A 19,283-nucleotide genomic window follows, 5' to 3' on the forward strand; every position below is an offset into this window, starting at 1 on the left:
CGCGGGTATGCCTAAGCGCGTAGGTATCCGGCCAGAATCGGGCCGATCACGGCGAGGGAGTCCGGACTGGTGAGCCGGTTGTGCTCGTGGCCGGTCTGGTTGTCGATGATCTCGCCGCTGACGTAGGGGCGCCAGGTATCGGCGTTGGGTTCGTAGCCGGGACGGGCGGTGGTGCTGCTGAAGAACAGCAGATCACCGTCGAACATCTCGGGTTCGTGCTCGGCGGCCTCGCGCACTATCTGCTGGTAGTCGGCGTAGAGCCGCCGCAGATCCGTCGCGGTGATAGTGCCGAGGAGCCCGTCGGCTCGGCTACCGGCGCCGACGTCGTTGTCGGCGCCAGGCAGCGGTGCGGCGGTATCCCGAACCGCCGCGGAATCGGCCGGCGACGCTGGCGGCACGATTCGATCGGGAGCGTCGGCGACCGCGCCGGCGCGGAGAAGTTCAGCGGCCTGTTCGGCCTGCGGTCGGTCGCCGTCGAGCATCGCCGGGTCCAGGCCGCCGAACTCGGCGAGCAGGACCTCCGGCGGCGGCAACTCGGCGGCACCGGCCGGGTCGACATCGGCGCGGCCGTCGAGGATGGTCAGCGCGTCGACCCGGGCACCGCGGCGCTGGAGTTCGACGGCGACGGCGTGCGCGATCGGCCCGCCCGCGGAGTAGCCGAGCAGCCGGTACGGTCCGTCGGGCTGGGTCGACTGGATCTCGTCGGCGTAATGGGCGACCCGTTCCCGCAGCGGCCGGTCGGGTCGGTCGGCCGCGATTCCGGGCGACTGCAGACCGTAGATCGGGAAGTCGGGGTCGAGGTGCCCGACCAGACCCGTGTAGCACCAGGCCACCCCGATCGCCGGGTGCACGCAGAACAACGCGGGACCGCTGCCGCCCGCGCGCAACGGCAGCAGGGTTCGCAGGGCCGGGGCGGCCATGTCCCCGTTCCCGGCGATGAGCTGGGCGAGCGCGCCGGGCGTCGGATCGCCGAACATCCACTGCACCGGCATCGCGACATCGAGGCGGTCGCGGATCTGGGAGACCAGCCGGATGGCGATCATGGAGGTGCCGCCGAGTTCGAAGAAGTTGTCGTCCAAGCCGACTCGCTCGGTGTCGAGAACGGATTCGAACGCGGCGACAACGGCTTCCTCGACGGGTGTCACCGGCGGCCGATAGGGCAGGTCGACGCGGTGCGCGGGTGCGCGCACGACCGGATGGACGACGGTTCCCGGTGGCGCGGTGACATCGATGTCGCCGAGCACAAGGCCCGGGTCGGCGGTGAGCGCGTCGAGCACATCGACGAACCGGTGCGCCAGCGTCCGCGCGGTGGGCGCCTCGAACAGGTCGAGCGCGAAGGTGAGCATCCCTGACATGCCCGCGGGCGCGCCATCGGGGCCGAATTTCTCGGCCAGCATCCATTCGAGATCGAATTTCGCGCCGACGGGCGGCATATCGAGCGGGCTGACCCGTAGGCCGGGCAGCTCCACCTGCTCCCGCTCGAAGTTCTGGAAGACGAGCAGCACCTGGAACAGCGGGTGGCGCGAAGCCGACCGGGTCGGCGCCAGCACCTCGACGAGCCGTTCGAAGGGCACATCGGCGTTGCCGAACGCGTCGAGGTCGCCGTCCTTCGTCGCGGTGAGCAGCGTGTCGAAGGTGGCCTTGGGGTGGACGTGGCTGCGCAGCACCAGCGTGTTGACGAACATGCCGACGAGGTCGTCGAGTTCGCCGTCGCCGCGGCCCGCGATGACCGAACCGATCGCTACGTCGGTGGTGCCGGAGAGTCTGGCCAGCAGTACCGCCAGCGCAGCGTGGGCCACCATGAACACGCTGACACCGTGCCAGCGGGCCAGCTCACGCAGCCGCACCTGGATCGCGGCGTCGATCTCGAATTCCACCAGCCCCGCCCGGTGGGTGCGCACCGCGGGCCGCGGATGGTCACTGGGCAGCGTCGAGACCTCGGGCAGCCCGTCCAGCGTGGTGCGCCAGTACTCGAGCTGCTGGTGCGACACGCCGGCCGGATCGTCCTCGGCGCCGAGCAGCTCGCGCTGCCAGAGCGCGTAGTCGGGGTATTGCAGCGGCAGCGGGGTCCAGGTGGGCTCGGCGTCGGCCCGCCTGGCCGTGTACGCCACCAGTACGTCGCGGGTCAGCGGCGCCAGTGACCAGCCGTCGGAGGCGATGTGGTGCAGCGTCACCGCCAGCACCGACCGGTCGTCCGTGATCCGGAACAGCCGCACACGCAGTGGAAGTTCGGTGGTGAGGTCGAATCCCCGCGTGATCTCGGCGGCGACCTCGTCGCTGATCTGTTCCGGCTCGATGGGTGCGACCCGCATCGGCACATACGCCGCGGCGACGGCACGCACGTCTTGATACGGCTCGCCGTCGGCGTCGGTCGGGTACACCGTGCGCAGCGATTCGTGGCGGGCCACCACATCCATCAGCGCGGTCTGCAGCGCCGCGAGGTCGAGTTCGCCCTCGACCGCCAGCGCGATCGGCACATTGTGGGCCGGGGAGGTGGGGTCGTACCGGTTGAGGAACCACATGCGCCGCTGCGCCGCCGAGAGCGGGACCCGTTCGGGGCGGTGGCGGGGGCCGGGCCGCGGGCCGCGGGCAGTGGCCGCGGTGCGTACGGCGGTAGCCAGTTCGGCGACGGTCGGCGCGTCGAAGACCATGCGCACGGGGATGCGGGCGTCGAGGGCGGCGCCGAGTCGCGCCGCGATCCTGGTGGCGATCAGGGAGTTGCCGCCCAGGGCGAAGAAGTTGTCGTCCAGCCCGATCTTCGGGACGCCGAGCAGCTCGGCGAAGGTGTCGGCTACCGCCCGCTCGGTGGCGGTGACGGGTGCGCGGAACCGGCCCGACCTGATGTCGGGGGCGGGCAGCGCGCGGTGGTCGAGTTTGCCGTTGCCGGTGCGCGGCAAGGCGTCGAGGACGACAACCGCCGTGGGCACCATGTACGACGGAAGACGCAGTGCCAGCGCCTCTTTCACCGCATCGGGGTCGCACTGCGCCGAGGGCTCCGGCACCAGGTAAGCGACGAGCAGTTCGCCGAGCGCGGCGTCGGTGTGCACGGTGACCACAGCCTGGTGCACCGCCGGGTCGGCGGTGAGCGCCGCTTCGATCTCGCCCGGTTCGATCCGCAGGCCGCGCAGCTTCACCTGTAGATCGGAGCGGCCCAGGTACTCGAGGCCGTGAACGCGCCTGCGCACGAGATCGCCGGTGCGATACATCCGCTCGCCCGGTGCACCGTACGGATCGGCGACGAAACGGGCGACGGTGAGGTCGGGGCGGCCGTGATAGCCACGGGCGAGTGCCGGTCCGGCCAGATACAGTTCGCCCGCGACGCCGTCGGAAACGGGATGGAGCCGCTCGTCGAGAACCAGCGCCGCCAGGCCGGGAACCGCTGTGCCGATGGTGATCTCGGCACCGGCAACCAGTGGTCCCGCACCGGTGGCCCAGATGGTGGCCTCGGTCGGGCCGTAGTCGTTGAAGTGCACGCGATCCGGCGCCGCCCACCGCTGCACCAGTTCGGGCGGGCAGGGTTCGCCGCCGGTGATGATCGCCCGCAGGTGCTCGTGCGCCACGGTGTCCACCGAGGCCAGTGCCGAGGGGGTGAGCGCGATGTGGGTGACCCGTTCGCCGGCCAGCAGCTCCCCCAGTTCCGCGCCGCCGTACGCGGTCGGTCCCGCGACCACCAGCGTGGCCGCGGAACCCGCGGCCAGCAGCAGTTCCAGCACCGCGGCGTCGAAGCTGGGTGAGGCGACATGCAGCACCCGCGATTCGCTCGTGGTGCCCAGCCGTTCCTGTTGTGCGGCGACCAGGTTCGACAGTCCCGCATGTGTGACGATCACGCCCTTGGGGCGGCCGGTGGACCCGGATGTGAAGATGACGTACGCCGGGTGCGCGAGTTGCGGTGTCGCGTGGCGTTCGCCGGGGTCGATGGGTGCGGCCGGGGTGGCGGGGTCCAGGGCGTCCAGCAGCAACCAGCGGACACTCCGGAGCCCGGTATCGGTAGGCGGGGTGTCGATCCAGGGGCGGATCGATTCGGTGTCTGTCGTGGTGATGCCGAGGGACGCGCCGGAGTCGGTGAGGATCTGGGCGATGCGGTCGGTGGGATAGGCGGGGTCGACGGGGACGAATGCGGCGCCGGTCTTGGCTACCGCCCAGACCGCGAGGACGGACTCGGCGCTGCGGTGTACGGCGATGACGACGAGTTTCTCCGGGCCTGCTCCGGCCTGGATCAGCTTCCGGGCCAGCCGGTTCGAGCGCTCGTCGAGCTCGCGGTAGGTGAGCTTGGTTGGCCCGTCGACGATGGCGATACCGTCCGGATTCCCGGTGACGGCGGTGGCGAGCAGGTCGGGCAGGACGGCGGGTGCGGCCACGGCGGGAGCTGCCTTGCCGGGCAGCTCCGCGTGTTCGCGCGCGTCGAGCAGATCGATATCGCCGACCGGCACAGCGGGATCGGCCACCACGGCGCGCAGGAGGCCGAGCCAGCGGTCGGCGAAGCTCGCCGCGGTACTCGCGTCGAAAAGGTCGGTGGCGTAACCGAACCGGACCGACAGCCCATCCGCGGCGTCGTCACCGACCGTGACGCTCAGGTCGAAGCGCAGGCTCTGCTGATCCAGGTCCACCGCTTCGACGCGGAGTCCGGGCAGCGCGATCTCGGTGTGGCCGAGGTTCTGGAACACCAGCATGGCCTGGATCAGCGGATGTCGCGCCGCCGAACGAGCGGGTTCGAGCAGGTCGACGAGTTGTTCGAAGGGGACCTCGGCGTGCGCGAAGGCGTCCAGATCGGTGCCGCGCACGCGGTCGAGCAGGTCGGTGAACGGCAGCGCGGCAGGCACTTCCGTGCGCAGCACCGCGGTATTGACGAACATGCCGACGACGTCGTCGAGTTCGGCGACGCCGCGCCCGGCGATCGGGGTGCCGATGGCGACGTCGGCGGTGCCACCGAGCCTGGCGAACAGCACGGCGAGCGCGCTGCGCAGCACCATGAACAGAGTGCAATGGCGTTGGGCCGCGAGGTGTTCCAGACCGGTCCGCAGGTCGGGCTCCACAGTGCGCACGACAGTGCCCGCACGCAGTGACGCGACGGCGGGCCGGGGGCGGTCAGCGGGTAGTTCGAGCCGATCCGGCAGTCCGGCAAGGGTTTCGGTCCAGTAGGCCAGCTGCCGGGCCGTCAGCGAATCGGGGTCGTCGGCGCTGCCGAGCCGATCCCGTTGCCAGAGTGTGTAATCCGCGAACTGCACGGCGGGCGCGGGCCACTGGGGTGCGGCGCCGGTGGTGCGGGCGGTGTAGGCGGACATCACGTCGCGTGCCAGCGTTCCCATCGAGAAGCCGTCCGCGCTGATGTGGTGCACCACCACCGCGAGGACGTGCTCCCTGGCGGCGAGCCGGAACAGCCGCACCCGCATCGGGACCGCGGCGGCGACATCGAAACCCTCTGTGATGCAGGCAAGTACGGCAGTGTGTAGGTCGTCGGAGTCGATGTCGATCGTTTCGACGTGGCTGTCGAGTTCTTCGGGCTCGACGACGACCTGATAGCCGATTCCGTCGTGATCGGGGTACATCGTGCGCAGGGCCTCGTGGCGGCCGACCACATCGATCAGCGCGGTCCGCAACGCGGCGATGTCGAGCTGTCCCGTCAGTCGCAGGACGACCGGAATGTTGTAGGCGCCGGAGGACGGGTCGTACTGGTTGACGAACCACATGCGCCGCTGGGCGGGCGCGAGCGGAATCCGTTCGGGACGCGGCCCCGCGTGCGGGCCGCCGAGCGCACCGGCGGGGCGCACGGTGTCACTGCTGAGCCGGGCAGCGAGGCCGTGCACGGTCGGCGCTTCGAACAGCAGCCGCACAGGCACCTCGATGCCGAGTTCGGCGCCGAGCCGGGCGGCCACCCGTGTCGCCGACAGCGAGTCACCGCCGAGGGCGAAGAAGTCGTCGTCGGCGCCGACCTCGGAGTGCTCGAGCACCGCCGCGTATGCCTGCGCCACCAGCCGTTCGGTGCCGACCGGCGCCACGTAGGGCGCGGCCGTGTACCGGGGTTCGGGTAGCGCGCGCACGTCGACCTTGCCGTTGCCGGTGACCGGCAGCGCGTCCAGCACGGTGACGGTCGCGGGCACCAGGTGCCGGGGCAGCCGCCGCACCAGGAACTCGCGCAGCGCTGTCGGGGTCAACTCGACGCCGGTGACCGGGGCGACATAGGACGCCAGTGTCTGCTCGCCCTTCGGACCCCGCCACGGAACGGTGACGGTCAGCGCGACACCGGGAGCCGCGAGCAGCGCAGCGTCCACTTCGCCCGGCTCCACCCGGATTCCGTGCAGCTTGAGCTGGGAGTCGTTGCGCCCCAGGTAGCTCAGCCGGTTCGTCGATGTCAGGCGCACCAGGTCGCCGGTGCGGTACATGCGTTCGCCGGGCGCGCCGAACGGGTCGGCCACGAAGCGTTCCGCGGTGCGCGCGAACGCACCCACGTAGCCCCTGGCCACGCCGGGGCCCATCAAATACAGCTCCCCGACCGCGCCGGGCGGTATCGGCCGCAGCCACCGGTCCAGGACCGCGAGGCCGCAACCCGGCAGTGGCGCACCGAGATCGGTCGTGTCATGGGTGGTCAGCGGGTCGCTCAGGGTCACCGCCACGGTCGACTCGGCCGGACCGTAGGAGTTGAGGATCGTCCGGCCCTCGCCCAGACGCGCGACCAGTTCGGGCGGGCAGGGTTCGCCACCGGTGACGATCGTGCGCACTCGGGCGACGGCGTCGGTGGGCAGCGTGGTGAGGACCGCGGGCGGTGCGATGAGGTGGGTCACCGCATGGGTGGTGATGACCTCGGCGAGTGGTTCGCCCGCCGTGGCCTGCGGCGGCGCGACCACGAGCGTGGCTCCGGTGTGACAGCCGGTCAGCCACACCAGGATCGACGCGTCGAAGGCGGGATTCATGCACAGCAGGAGGCGATCGCCGGGGCCGGGGCGTACACGGGCGGAGACGCCGTCGACCAGTCCGCTGAGCCCGGCATGGGTCACCATCACCCCCTTGGGGACGCCGGTCGATCCGGAGGTGTAGATCAGATAGGCGGGATGTCCGGCATGCAGCGAACGAAGCCGTTCGGCATCGCGCACCGGCCCTTCGGGACGGTCGGCGATACGGGTAGCTGTCGGCTCGTCGTCGATGACGACCCAGGACACTGTGTCGGGCAACAACTTCCGGTAGGCGGCGAGCGTAATGCCCAGGCGGGCGCCGCAATCGTGTGCGACGGTGGCGATGCGCTCGGCCGGGTGGTCGATATCCACGGGGACGAACGCCGCACCGGACTTGGCGATCGCCCATGCGGCGAGCAGCCATTCGGGCGAGCGCGGCACCGCGATCAGCACGGCGCCTTCCGGTCCACCACCTGCGTCGATCAGCGTGCGCGCCAACCGATTCGACTGTGCGTCGAGATCGGTGTACCCGAGCTCCGTGCCGTTACCGACGACGGCGATCCCGCCGGGCCGTACGCCTGCGGCCAGCAGCTCGGGCAGCAAGCGCTTCGGCACCGGCTCGGTCCGGACGATCTCGGCGCCGTCCACGCCGCGCACCGCCGCGACCGGCAGCGCCGGATCCGCGAGCCGGGCGACGATCCGGGCCAGCCGATTCGCCAGCGCGGTGGCCTCGGCGTCGTCGAAGAACCGGTCCGAGCAGGTGAGGTGGAGTCGCAGTCCGTCGCGCGCCTCCGCGGCCAGGCACAGCGGATAGTGGGTGCCGTCGCGGCCGTGGAAGTCGCGGATCCGCAGACTGGCCTGCTCGGAAGCCGCCCGCAGTGCCTCGATGTCCATCGGATACGACTCGAAGACCATGCTGGTGTCGAACAACGGGCCAACTCCGGCGAGCGCCTGTATCTCGTTGAGTCCCAGGATATTCCGGTCGACGAGCGCGCCCTGTTCCCGCTGCACGCGGGCCAGCAGCTCGCCGACCGGCTCGTCCGGGACCAGCCCGATCCGCACCGGGACCGTGTTGACCAGCATGCCGACGATCCGCTCGGCCCCGGGAAGGTCCGGCGGGCGACCCGACACGGTGGTGCCGAAGACGACGTCGGTGTGCCCGGTCAGCTCGGCCAGCAGCAGCGCCCACGCGGTCTGCACGACCGTGTTCATGGTGACGCCGCGTTCGGTGCGATGGTGGGCGAGCGCGGCGACGGCGTCCGGTGTCAGCGGCACCTCGCGACGCAGCTCGCCGGGTTCACCGTCATGGCCGCGCGGGGGGCGGACCGCCGTGATCAGAGTGGGACCGGCCAGCCCGGCCAGCGCTTCGGACCAGGCCACGCGCGCGGCGGCCGCGTCCTGGCGGTCGAGCCACTCCAGATACCGCAGATACGACACCGGCTCACCGAGCCCGCCGTCCTCGGCTTCGTAGAGCGCGAGCAGCTCACCGAGCAGCAACGGCATCGACCAGCCGTCGAGCACCAGATGATGATTGGTGACGATCAGGCGGATATCACGCGGTCCGCAGCGCACGCACAGCAAGCGCAGCAGCGGCGGCTGTTCCGGGTCGAACGGGCGGGCGAGCTCGCGCGCGGCGATCGCGGCACAGTCGGCCGGGCTCGCCTCGAGCACCTGCCACGGCACGGCGACCTCGGCGAGCACCAGCTGGGCCGCCGAGTCCGCGGTGGTGACGAAGGCGGTGCGCAGCGCGGGATGCCTGCGCACGAGTGCCGTGGCGGCTGATTCGAGACGAGCGAGATCCACCTCGCCATCCAGCTCGAAGACGGCCTGCACCGCGTACTTGTCGGTGTGACCTGCGGTGAGCCGAGTGTGGAACAGCAGGCCCTGCTGCAACGGCGCGAGCGGCCAGACGTCTTCGATGCCGGGATAGCGGCGCCGCCAGTCGGCCAATTGTGGACCGGTGACCGGCACCAACGCGATATCCGACGGTGTCAGGCCACCGGCGCCCGGCTCGGCGACAGCGTCCGCGATCGCGGTCACCGTCGAAACCCAGTGCCGAACAATCTGTTCCACTTCTGCGCGACTGATCACTTCGGACGGGAACCTCCACACCGCGTGCACCACAGGCCCGTCGGGCTCGTCGATCGTCACCGCGTCGATGGCCAGTACCGCCGACGCGGGAAGCTCGGCATCACCCGCCCCACCGAGCCGGTCCGCCACATCGACCGGCAGCCACGGAATGCCTGCGTCGGTGCCGGAGATCTGGCCCAGATAGTTGAACCCGACCTGCGGCGTACCCCTGGACCGCACATGGTCCAGCTGTTCCTTCACCGCGGCAGTGCTCAGGTGACGCAACAGGCCGAAGCCGAACCCGCCGTGCGGCACCGCGCGCAACTGCTCCTTCACCGCGGCGACCACGTTCACCGGATCCGGGTCGGCGCCGAGGTCGAGCGCGATCGGGAACTGACTGGTGAACCAGCCGACGGTGCGCGACAGGTCGGCACCGGGCACGGCGGTCTCGTCGCGGCCGTGCCGCTCCAGCATGAGCAACGAGGGTCCCGGCGCTCCGCGGTGCTCGGTCAGCGCCGAGACCAGGGCGGCGAGCAGCGCCTCCTCGACGCCGCAGCGCAGCGCGGTCGGCAGGAATCCGACCAGCTGGGCGCTCGTCTCGGCCGGAATCCGGATCTCGATGCGATCGACTGCCGCTCCGATATCCCGGGCCGGGTCGAGTGGGCGATCGCCGAGCCGCGGGTCCGTGGTGTCGAGCACGCGGCGCCAGTAATCGAGCTCATCGGTCCATTCCTCGGTGCTCGCGGCGGCGTCGAGCGCATGCGCCCACGTGCGCATGGAGGTGCCGACCGGTGGCAGCTGCGGGGCGGCGCCCTCGGTCACCGCGGCCCATGCGGTCATCAGATCGGCGACCAGGATGCGCCAGGACACCGCGTCGACAGCCAGGTGGTGCACTGCTAGTACGAGTCGTCCGCCGGGACCGCCGGGGTCGAGCCAGGTAGCCGCGAGGACCACCCCTGCTCCGGGGTCGAGCCGCTCCACCGCCGCCGCTGTCGCCCTGTCGAGTGTTGATGAATCGATCCGCTCGCACCGCACCCGGTCGACAACCGCGGCCGCGTCGATCGTCGCGGGCGTGGCGACCTCGAGCCGCGCACCGTCGACCACCCGCACGCGCAGCATGTCGTGGTGGTCGATGATCGCTTGCAGCGCGCGCTGCAACGGGACACGCTCGACGGTGTCCGGCAGCGCCAGCACCATCGTATGAGCGAACCGCTGCCAGCCGGGCTGGGTCAGGAGCCAGTCCACGATCGGCGTGCGGGGCACGGAACCGACACCGCCGCCGGGCATTTCACGCAGGACGACCCGCTCGCCGGGTGCCCCGACGACAGCGGCCAGCCCGGCCGGGGTCGGATGCTCGAACACATCCCGCGCCGAGAAGACCAGGCCCGCGTCCCGACCCCTGGCCACCAGCTGGATCGACAGGATCGAGTCGCCGCCCAGCGCGAAGAACGACGTCTCGGCTCCGACCTCCGGCACGCCGAGCGCCTCGGCGAACAACGCGCACAGCGCCTGCTCTACCTCGGATTCGCCCGCACGCGGCGTCGGTGGTGTGCTGTCGGGCTCGGGCAGTGCCTGCCGATCGACCTTGCCGTTGCCGGTCAGCGGCAACGCGTCGAGCACCGTGACGGCGCCGGGCACCAGGTGCGCGGGCAATCGGTGCAGACAGAACTCCCGCAGGGCCGTGCTGTCGAGCCGACCCGCCTCGTAGGTGGGCACCACATACGAGGCGAGCATGGCACGGCCCGACGAACCGGTCCGCACCACCGTCACCGCGAATTCCACGCCGGGACAGGTGGCGAGCACCGCATCGACTTCGCCCGGCTCCACCCGCATGCCACGGAGTTTCACCTGGAAGTCGCTGCGGCCCGAGTACTCCAGGACGAACGGGGCGCCGTCGGGTTCGGTCTCCTCGACCGCGCGCCAGCGGACCAGATCGCCCGTGCGATACAGGCGGCTGCCCGCGGCGCCGAACGGATCGGCGATCAAGCGCAGCGCGGTGGCGCCGGGACGGCCCGCGTACCCGCGAGCGAGGCCGGGGCCCGCGATGTACAGCTCCCCGGGAGTTCCGGCCGGCACCGGCCGCATCCGGCGATCGAGGACATGCAGAGTCACACCGGGCACGGGCGATCCGATGCCCGCGCAGTCACCGGTCGCCAGTGGTGGCGTGAACGTGGCCGCCACGGTGGTTTCCGACGGACCGTACGAATTCACCAGGGCGCGACCGGAACCGAAGCGCGCCACCACCTCCGGCGGGCATGCCTCGCCGCCGGTGGATACCGCGCGCACGCCGTCGAGCGCGCCGGGCGCCAGCGTCGTCAGCACGGCGGGCGTCGAGCACAGGTGGGTGATCGACGACTCGCGGATCACCGTGGCCAGGTCCGCGCCCGCTACGGAGTCGGCGTCGGCGATCACCAGCGTCGCGCCCGCGGTGAAGGCGACCAGCAGCTCGAGCAGGGACGCGTCGAAACTCGGGTTGAGACAGTGCAGTACGCGCGAGGACCGATCCGCGCCGTAGGTATCGCGCACCGCCGAGGCCAGCGTGGCGATCCCCGCGTGTGTGACCACAACACCTTTGGGCGTGCCGGTGGAGCCGGAGGTGAACACGATGTAGGCGGGATTCTCGATCCGTGGGCGTGGCAACGGCCCGGTGGCATCGTCGCCGCCGAGGTCTTCCAGCACGATCCAGGTCACCGAGTCGGGCAGCTCATGCCGCCTGCTCGCCGTCGTGATACCCAGCTGCGCACCGCATTCCGCCGCGATCACCGCCAAGCGCTCGGCCGGGTTCGATATGCCGACCGGCACATACGCCGCCCCCGATCGGACGACACCCCAGAACGCCACCACCGACTCCACCGACCGCGGCAACGCCACGAGCACCGCGGACTCCGGACCAGCCCCCGACGCGACGAGCCGACGCGCCAACCGGGCCGAAACCTGTTCCAGCGCACCGTAGGTGAGCTCACGCTCGCCGGACACCACCGCCGTCGCCGTATGCCCCGCAGCCCGCATGCCCTCATCGAGCACGCCCGCGAGCAGCCGCGGCGCGGGCGCGGGCGCACCGCGCAGACCCGAGCGCAGCGGCAGCTCATCAGGGAGAAAGTACTCGAGCGAACGCACCTCGGTGTCCGGTTCGGCGTCGATCATCGCCTCGAGCAGCGCGAGGAAACGCCGGTGATGCCGGGCCAGGCTCTGCGAGTCGTAGAGGTCGGGGTTCGCGGTGAAGTCCACGTGGATGGGACTGCTCGCGCCGTGCTGATAGAAGTTGACGAACAGGTCCTCGATCGGTCCCGAGGTGAGCACGTGCAGGCTCGTCTCCACGCCGGTGAAGTCGACCTCGGTCGGGAACAGCATGATGTTGACCACCGGGCCGACGAAGCCACGCCCGCCCGCCGAGTCACCGTCGGCCCCGCCGTGGCGGATCTCCTCGTGCCGAAACTGCTGATGGCGCAGCGCACCCGAGACCTCCACCCGGATCGCGTCGACCAGGTCGGCGACGGTGCTGTCGGCACGGACCGGCACCCGCAAGGGCACCACATTGGCCAGCATGCCGCCGGATCTGCGCAGCACCGCGGTGGTGCGGCCCGATACCGGCAGGCTCAGCACGATGTCCTCGCTGCCGGTCGCCTGCGCGTAGTACACCGCCAGTGCCGCCATCGCCAGCCCCGGCGTCCCGACATCGAAGCGCGCGGCGGCCGCGTCCAGGCGCGCCTTCGTCGCCGCCGACAGCTCCGCGCGGTGCTGGCGGCCGAGCGCGTGCGCGGGTGCGGCGGCGTCGACCAGACTGCACCGCTGCGGCATGTCCGCGATCTTCTGTGCCCAGTATTCGCCGTCGGTGACGAAGCGCGTGCTGTCGCGGTAGCGCAGCTCCGCGTCGTGCACCGTGTGCAGGCTCGCGGCCTTGCACGGCGGCGGGTTCTGCCCGTCCAGTGCGGCGTTGTAGAGCTCGGCCACCCGGTACAGAGCCGTCACGGACGCGAAGCCGTCGACCACGATGTGGTGCGCACGCGAGTACCACAGCACCCGCTGCGGTCCGATCCGGATCAGGACCGACGCCCCCAGCCGGTCACCGAGCAGATCGATCGGCGCCGCGACGTCGGCGCGCATCCACCGGATCGCCTCGGCCTCGGGATCGGCGGCCGCGCTGAAGTCCAAGTGCGACATCATCAGTTCGATCCGCCGGTCGACGACCTGGCGCGGTCCGTCGCCGGTGTCGACCAGCCGCAGCAGGGCCGACTCGAACTCGCGACCCACCTGCTGTGACACCGTGACGAGGGTGTCGATGTCGAGTGGGCCGCGCAGGTCGATGTACTGCGCCTCGTACAGAGGCACAGTCGGGTCGAGCTGCTGGGCGTACCACATGCCCAGCTGAGCCGGCGAGAGCGAAAACTCCTCCACCGCGGCCGGCTCGGTATCCGGCGCGGTGGAGATTTCGCGGGTCATCGCCGTGGTCTCTCCGCGCCGACCGTCTGCGGCATCCGCTCCTCGATGAGGTGGTACTCGGGTACCTCGATGCTCTCGCTCGCGATGAGCCTGGACACCACAACGCTGCGGACGTGCGCGGGCAGGCTGGGCGCGAACTTCTTGACGTAGGCCGACATCCACTCGGGGCGCGAGAGCAGGAACGGGAAGTCGGTGGCCATCATCGTGCGCACCACCAGCATCGGAATCGGCGCGTCGAGCGGGTGGTAGTCCTTGTTCCACAGGCCGGGCTGGGTGCACCCGGGATAGAACTGCCCGAGCATGAGCCCCTGTTCGACGAACTCCGACTTGAGCTCGTCGTGCAGCTCGTCGATCAGCGAGTAGTCATGCAGATCGGGCAGGGCGGTCACCAGACAGCGCAGCACCGTGGAGCCGCCCGTGTCCGGCGGCAGGGTCGGGAACAGCTCCAGCGCGTCCGAGAGGACCAACCGCACATAGGGCGACCACGGCTGTGCGCCCGCGACCCGGCCGACCCAGGTCAGGTCTCGTCGCAGCGATGGGCCGACATACGGACAGACCGGGCCCTCCCGGCCGATCACGTCCAGCGGCTGAGTCAGATGATCGTGCGCCCACCCTCGGAGCCGATCCAGCAGCTCCTGCATGAAGGTCGAGCCGTCCCCGGAACTGGACAGGGGAAGCCAACTCATTCCAGAACGGGTTCCAGAAATTACATCGCTCATAATTCACCTCGCTACATCACGAGGTCTAGAATCCCGCGGAAGCGGGACTCCGCACGCGAGTAGTGGACCACTCGAATTACGGTCGAGCTCGTTACACTCGATATTTCAGCGCTGCACAACATTTGCCGACTCCTGCGATAGACGGACTAATGGCCAGGTCACAGCCACTATCTAGTCAGGAGGATCGACATCGGCCACATACACTCGCCCCAACCGGCTCAGATTGATCCCACCTGTCCTGGTATATGGCACGGAAGGTGCGAAACGAATCGCCACTGAGCTACGAATAAATAACCCTACGATATCGGTTCAATTTCCCGATACATCATCCGTTCAAATCGTGGCAACGTTTCGGTCGTTATTACCCCGGTAAGCGGCCACAATCGAGGTAACGCTGCGGAATCGGCCGGAATCCGGCGTTCCCCGCTAGCCACCTGCCTCACAAACGATGCAGCCCCCCGACGAGAATCTCGTCGGGGGGCCGCGCAAGCACTGGTGTGCCGGTGATCAGCGCAGGATCTGGCGAGCCATCACCAGACGCTGGATCTGGTTGGTGCCCTCGTAGATCTGGGTGATCTTGGCGTCGCGCATCATGCGCTCGACCGGGAAGTCGGTGGTGTAGCCTGCGCCGCCGAAGAGCTGGACGGCGTTGGTGGTGACCTCCATGGCCACGTCCGAGGCGAAGCACTTGGCGGCGGCCGAGATGAAGCCGAGGTTCTTCTCGCCACGCTCGGCGCGGGCGGCCGAGGTGTAGACCATCAGGCGCGCGGCCTCGATCTTCATGGCCATGTCGGCCAGCATGAACTCGGTGTTCTGGAAGCTGGCGATGGTCTTGCCGAACTGCTTGCGATCCTTGGTGTAGGCGATCGCGGCGTCGAGCGCGCCCTGGGCAAGGCCGACGGCCTGCGCGCCGATGGTCGGGCGGGTGTGGTCGAGGGTCTGCAGCGCGGTCTTGAAACCGGTGCCGGGCTCGCCGACGATGCGGTCGCCGGGGATGCGGCAGTTCTCGAAGTACAGCTCGGCGGTGGGCGAACCCTTGATGCCGAGCTTGTGCTCGAGCGGGCCGACCACGAAGCCCTCGTCGTCCTTGTGGACCAGGAACGAGGAGATGCCGTTGGCGCCCTTGTCGGCGTCGGTCACGGCCATCACGGTGTACCAGGAAGACTTGCCGCCGTTGGTGATCCAGCACTTGGAGCCGTTGAGGATCCAGTCGTCGCCGTCGGCCTTGGCGCGGGTGCGCATGGCGGCGGCGTCGGAACCGGCCTCACGCTCGGACAGCGCGTAGGAGGCCATCTCGCCGTTGACGATGTCGGCGAGGACCTTGGTCTTGAGCTCTTCGGAGCCGTTGAGGATCATGCCCATGGTGCCGAGCTTGTTCACGGCGGGGATCAGCGAGGAGGAGCCGCACACGCGGGCGACTTCCTCGATCACGATACAAGTGGCCACCGAGTCGGCACCCTGGCCGCCGTAGGCCTCCGGCACGTGCACGGCGTTGAAGCCCGCGGCGTTGAGCGCGGTGAGCGCCTCCTCCGGGAAGCGTGCGTTGGCGTCGACGTCCTTGGCGTAAGGAGCGATCTCCTTCTCCGCGAGGCCGCGGATGGCGCCGCGCAGCTCGTCGTGGAAGTCCTCGAGCTTGAACAGTGCGAAATCGGGGTTACCAGCCATCGGGGGCACACTCCTGGTCGTGGTCGTGATCGCTGCTGCGGTCTCACAGCGCGTGGTGGGTCGGCACGCAGTGCCAATCTACCGAGGATTATACGCGCGGCACTCTATCGCTACATGCGGATATATGGGTGGCACTCAGTGTCATCGTCTCGTGCGCTGGCGTGCGAGGCGCTCACAGGTTACCGAGGCGGGCGGTGAGTAGATCGGCCACCTTGCGTGGCGGCATGTCGCGGGGAAACACGGCGAGCACCAGTTCGTCGGGCTCGGTCTGCGCGCGTCTGCCGCGCGGGATCATGGCCAGTTCGGTGCGCAGATCCCCCACCGTTGCCCCCGATTCGCCGCGCACCATCCGGCGCAGCAAGTAGTTGTGCGTGGCGGTGACGGCGGCCGTGTACTGCACCCGGACGAGGTCGGGCACCTCCGGCAACCGGCCGCGCAGGAACTCGGTGAACAGGCGCTCGTACCGGAACACCGTGACGATCTCGCGCTCACGCAACGCGGGCACCCGCCGCACCACCTGATACCGCCGCGCCGCGATGTCACGCCACTGCGTGAACCGCTCGAACACCCCGATCACAGCCTCACACACCGCGTCCCACGGATCCCCCGCACCGACCCCCGCCAGAAACTCCTCCGCCGAGGCCAGCTGGAACTCGTGATCAGCGAAGATCACATCCTCTTTGGACCGGAACTGCCGAAAGAACGTCCGCCGCGAAATCCCCGCCGCCACCGCGATCTCATCCACCGTCGTCGCCTCGTACCCCCGCTCGGCGAACAACCGCAACGCCTGATCAACCACCGTGAGCCGAAACTGCGCCGCGTCATCGTGTGCCACGGGGGTCAACCGTAGTCACCGGGTACGGACGGGCGGGAATCGGCCGAGTAGGCAGTCGGTATCGTCTCCGCGAAAGGTGTGAACTAGCGGGGGGCACAAGTGGGGTCGAGGTTCTGTTTACCGATACTGGCAGTGGTGGTAGCCATGGTCGGCGGTTGTTCGGCCACGATCCCGGGTACGGCGGGGCCGGACACGGCGCCAGTCCCGGTGACGGCGTTCGGAGTACCGGTCACCGCCGCCGACAAATTGACGTTCGACACCCTCGACCAGGTGCGGTCGGTCGATCCGTGCGGGTTCGCCGATCGGGCCCGGCTCGGCGCCGAGGGTGTCATCTCGTTGCTCGGCCCGAGCATCAAGATCGACCAGTGCGCGATTGGGTTCACACCGAACGGCGAGCGGAATGCGTCGTATCTCTACATCGAACTCGACCACAACCCACCGCTGGGTAGCGAGCAGACCCGGTCGATCGCCGGGGAGTCGATCGTGGTCGAAGGGCCGGACAGCTATGGCAATTGCGACTTCAAGGTGCCCCTCAGGTTCCCGGTGATCACGTCGGGGACTGAGAACGCCGACGTGATCGAGGTCCCGACGGTGGCCTACGCTGCTGTCTCCTCCTCCAGTTTCGACTCGTCGGAATACGGCTGCCGGCTCGCCGAGGACATCGTGGTCGAGATCATCGAGGCCTTTCGCGACCAGAGGATCCCCCGCCGTTCGGCCGCGGTGACCCCGGCGTCGAACATCGCCCTGATGACCCACAATCCCTGCGAAATCGTCGCCGCACTGCCCGGGACCGTGCCGCTGGCGCAACTCCAGGCCGATTTCGACCCGACCGCGTGCAGCTTCACCACCGCCGGAGCGCACATGTTGGCGGATCCGGTCTCGGTCACCTTCAACCTGACCCGACGACCGCTCGAGTCGTTCAGCGCGGACAATCGCGTGATCACCGTCGACGGCGTGCCGGTGCTGATCTACCAGCAACCGCTCGGACAGCCCCGATGCACCGAGACATTCTCGGCTGGACCGGAACTCGACCCGTCCACCGGAACCGAGGACGTTTCGGGTGCGAAGGTCCAACCGGTCGTTCAGATCACCAGTTCGTGTGCCGTCACCGAGCAGATCCGACCTGCGGCGATGAGGCTGTTCGGGGCTGTCGCGTGAGCGCGCGGCGCACGATCACCACCGTCGCGCTCGGCGTGATCGCGGCCCTGTTGTTGTCCGGCTGTCTCACGACCGAGGGCGTCGCGACCCCCGAGGGGGCCCGCTATCGCGGCTCGCTGGTCAAGAGCAACGGCAAACCCGACCCCGCCCTGGTCATCGAGCAGAGCGAACAGGATGCCGCCCGCCGCATCGACCCGTGCTCGGTGATCGATCTCGCCGCGACGAGCGCGCTCGGGACCGTGACCTACACCGGCCCACAACACTCGCTGGGTGACTGCGAGGTGGTGCTCGCCGACCGAACAGGTCCGGTGATCGGCCTGTCAGTATCGATGTCGACGATGCCCGTATTCATAGGTCCCACAACAACTTATGGCACCCGCGTCGGAACCGTACCGAGCGGCGGCTCCTTGTGCTCGATCGCCGTCGTCTACAACGAGCAACGGGCCTTCCAATACTTTGCTTCCGGCATCGCCGGCAGCGATACCTGTCCCGCGTTGCGTACAGTCGTCACCGCGTCGGTGCCGCTACTCGACCGACCTGGCCTGCGCACGACTCCGTTGAAGGACCCCTGCTCGTTTCTCGACAGCCTGTATCCGGTCGACCAGAAATTCTTCCTGGTCGACCTGAACCCGGCGAACTGCGACTACTCGCTCGGGGAACGCACACCCAACGACGGGAATCGCTACGTGGTCAGCACGTTCACGATGAGCCGCACGCTGGCCGACACCCCACCGTCGACCAGCCGACAGCTCCGGCTTGCAGGTGTCCCGGCCAACGAGACCTCGAGCGGCGAAGATCGTTGCGCGGTCACGGCATTCGTCGGCATCGACAAGCCGTTCACCCGACCCGGCTGGGGCGGTGAACCCGAGACCTACGTCGAGGCGATCAGCGTGTCCGGGCACGGTTGCGCCACCATCCGCGACATCGCGGTGGCGGTGATCAAGACCTACCGCGCCGCGTAGCGGCCGACTATCCGAGTTCAGCTGCCGAGGAGCCTGTCGCGCAGCGCCTTGTCCTTGTCCAGGACCATCTGTTCCAAGCCGGCCTGGAACTGTTCCATGCGGGTGCGCAAGGACTCGTCGGAGGCGCCGAGGATGCGGACTGCTAGCAAGCCTGCGTTGCGGGCGCCGCCGATGGAGACGGTGGCGACCGGGACGCCTGCGGGCATTTGGACGATGGACAGCAGCGAGTCCATGCCGTCGAGGTACTTGAGGGGGACCGGGACGCCGATGACGGGGAGGGGGGTGGCCGAGGCGACCATGCCCGGTAGGTGGGCGGCGCCGCCCGCGCCCGCGATGATCACCTTCAGGCCGCGGCCTGCCGCGTCACGGGCGTAGTCGAGCATGCGCTGGGGGGTGCGGTGGGCGGAGACGATGCCGACCTCGAAGCGGATGCCGAATTCGGCGAGTGCTTCCGCGGCGGCTTCCATGGTTGGCCAGTCGGAGTCGCTGCCCATGATCAGGCCGACCTGGGGACCGGGGGTGCTCACGTGGGATTCCCTTCGGGAAG

7 protein-coding genes are annotated in these 19,283 nt (G+C 69.4%); 2 read left to right on the forward strand and 5 right to left on the reverse strand.

Annotated elements, in window-relative coordinates; all coding sequences use genetic code 11:
- Positions 1-11: 11 nt before the first annotated feature.
- From ACFWPX_RS22920 to ACFWPX_RS22935, 4 genes are all read right to left on the reverse strand, one after another.
- On the reverse strand, positions 12-13,397 hold the full coding sequence (locus ACFWPX_RS22920; RefSeq protein ID WP_378929029.1) for an amino acid adenylation domain-containing protein: 13,386 nt from the start codon (positions 13,395-13,397) through the stop codon (positions 12-14).
- Positions 13,394-14,083, reverse strand: coding sequence for a DUF6875 domain-containing protein (locus ACFWPX_RS22925; protein WP_378919874.1), 690 nt, complete (start codon positions 14,081-14,083; stop codon positions 13,394-13,396). Before ACFWPX_RS22925 ends, ACFWPX_RS22920 begins: the two co-directional genes overlap by 4 nt.
- Before the next feature lie 540 nt (positions 14,084-14,623).
- A complete protein-coding gene (locus ACFWPX_RS22930) occupies positions 14,624-15,781 on the reverse strand; it encodes an acyl-CoA dehydrogenase family protein (RefSeq protein ID WP_378929030.1) in 1,158 nt (385 codons plus the stop codon).
- A 172-nt stretch (positions 15,782-15,953) separates the two neighbouring features.
- Positions 15,954-16,616 (reverse strand): TetR family transcriptional regulator, encoded by a 663-nt coding sequence (locus tag ACFWPX_RS22935; protein WP_378919878.1) that lies wholly within the window; start codon positions 16,614-16,616, stop codon positions 15,954-15,956.
- A gap of 99 nt (positions 16,617-16,715) precedes the next feature.
- Between ACFWPX_RS22935 and ACFWPX_RS22940 the strand changes: the two genes are divergently transcribed.
- Complete coding sequence (locus ACFWPX_RS22940; RefSeq protein WP_378929031.1) at positions 16,716-17,774, forward strand: hypothetical protein; 1,059 nt, start codon at positions 16,716-16,718, stop codon at positions 17,772-17,774.
- Entirely contained in the window at positions 17,771-18,736 is a 966-nt protein-coding gene (locus ACFWPX_RS22945) for a hypothetical protein (RefSeq protein WP_378929032.1), read from the forward strand. The genes ACFWPX_RS22940 and ACFWPX_RS22945 overlap by 4 nt, the downstream gene beginning before the upstream one ends.
- Positions 18,737-18,753: 17 nt before the next feature.
- On the opposite strand, the gene purE is transcribed toward ACFWPX_RS22945, so the two are convergent.
- On the reverse strand, positions 18,754-19,263 hold the full coding sequence (gene purE, locus ACFWPX_RS22950; protein ID WP_378929033.1) for a 5-(carboxyamino)imidazole ribonucleotide mutase: 510 nt from the start codon (positions 19,261-19,263) through the stop codon (positions 18,754-18,756).
- Between the last annotated feature and the right edge of the window lie 20 nt (positions 19,264-19,283).

The sequence above is a fragment of the Nocardia sp. NPDC058518 genome (assembly GCF_042719655.1).
Taxonomy (GTDB): Bacteria; Actinomycetota; Actinomycetes; order Mycobacteriales; family Mycobacteriaceae; genus Nocardia.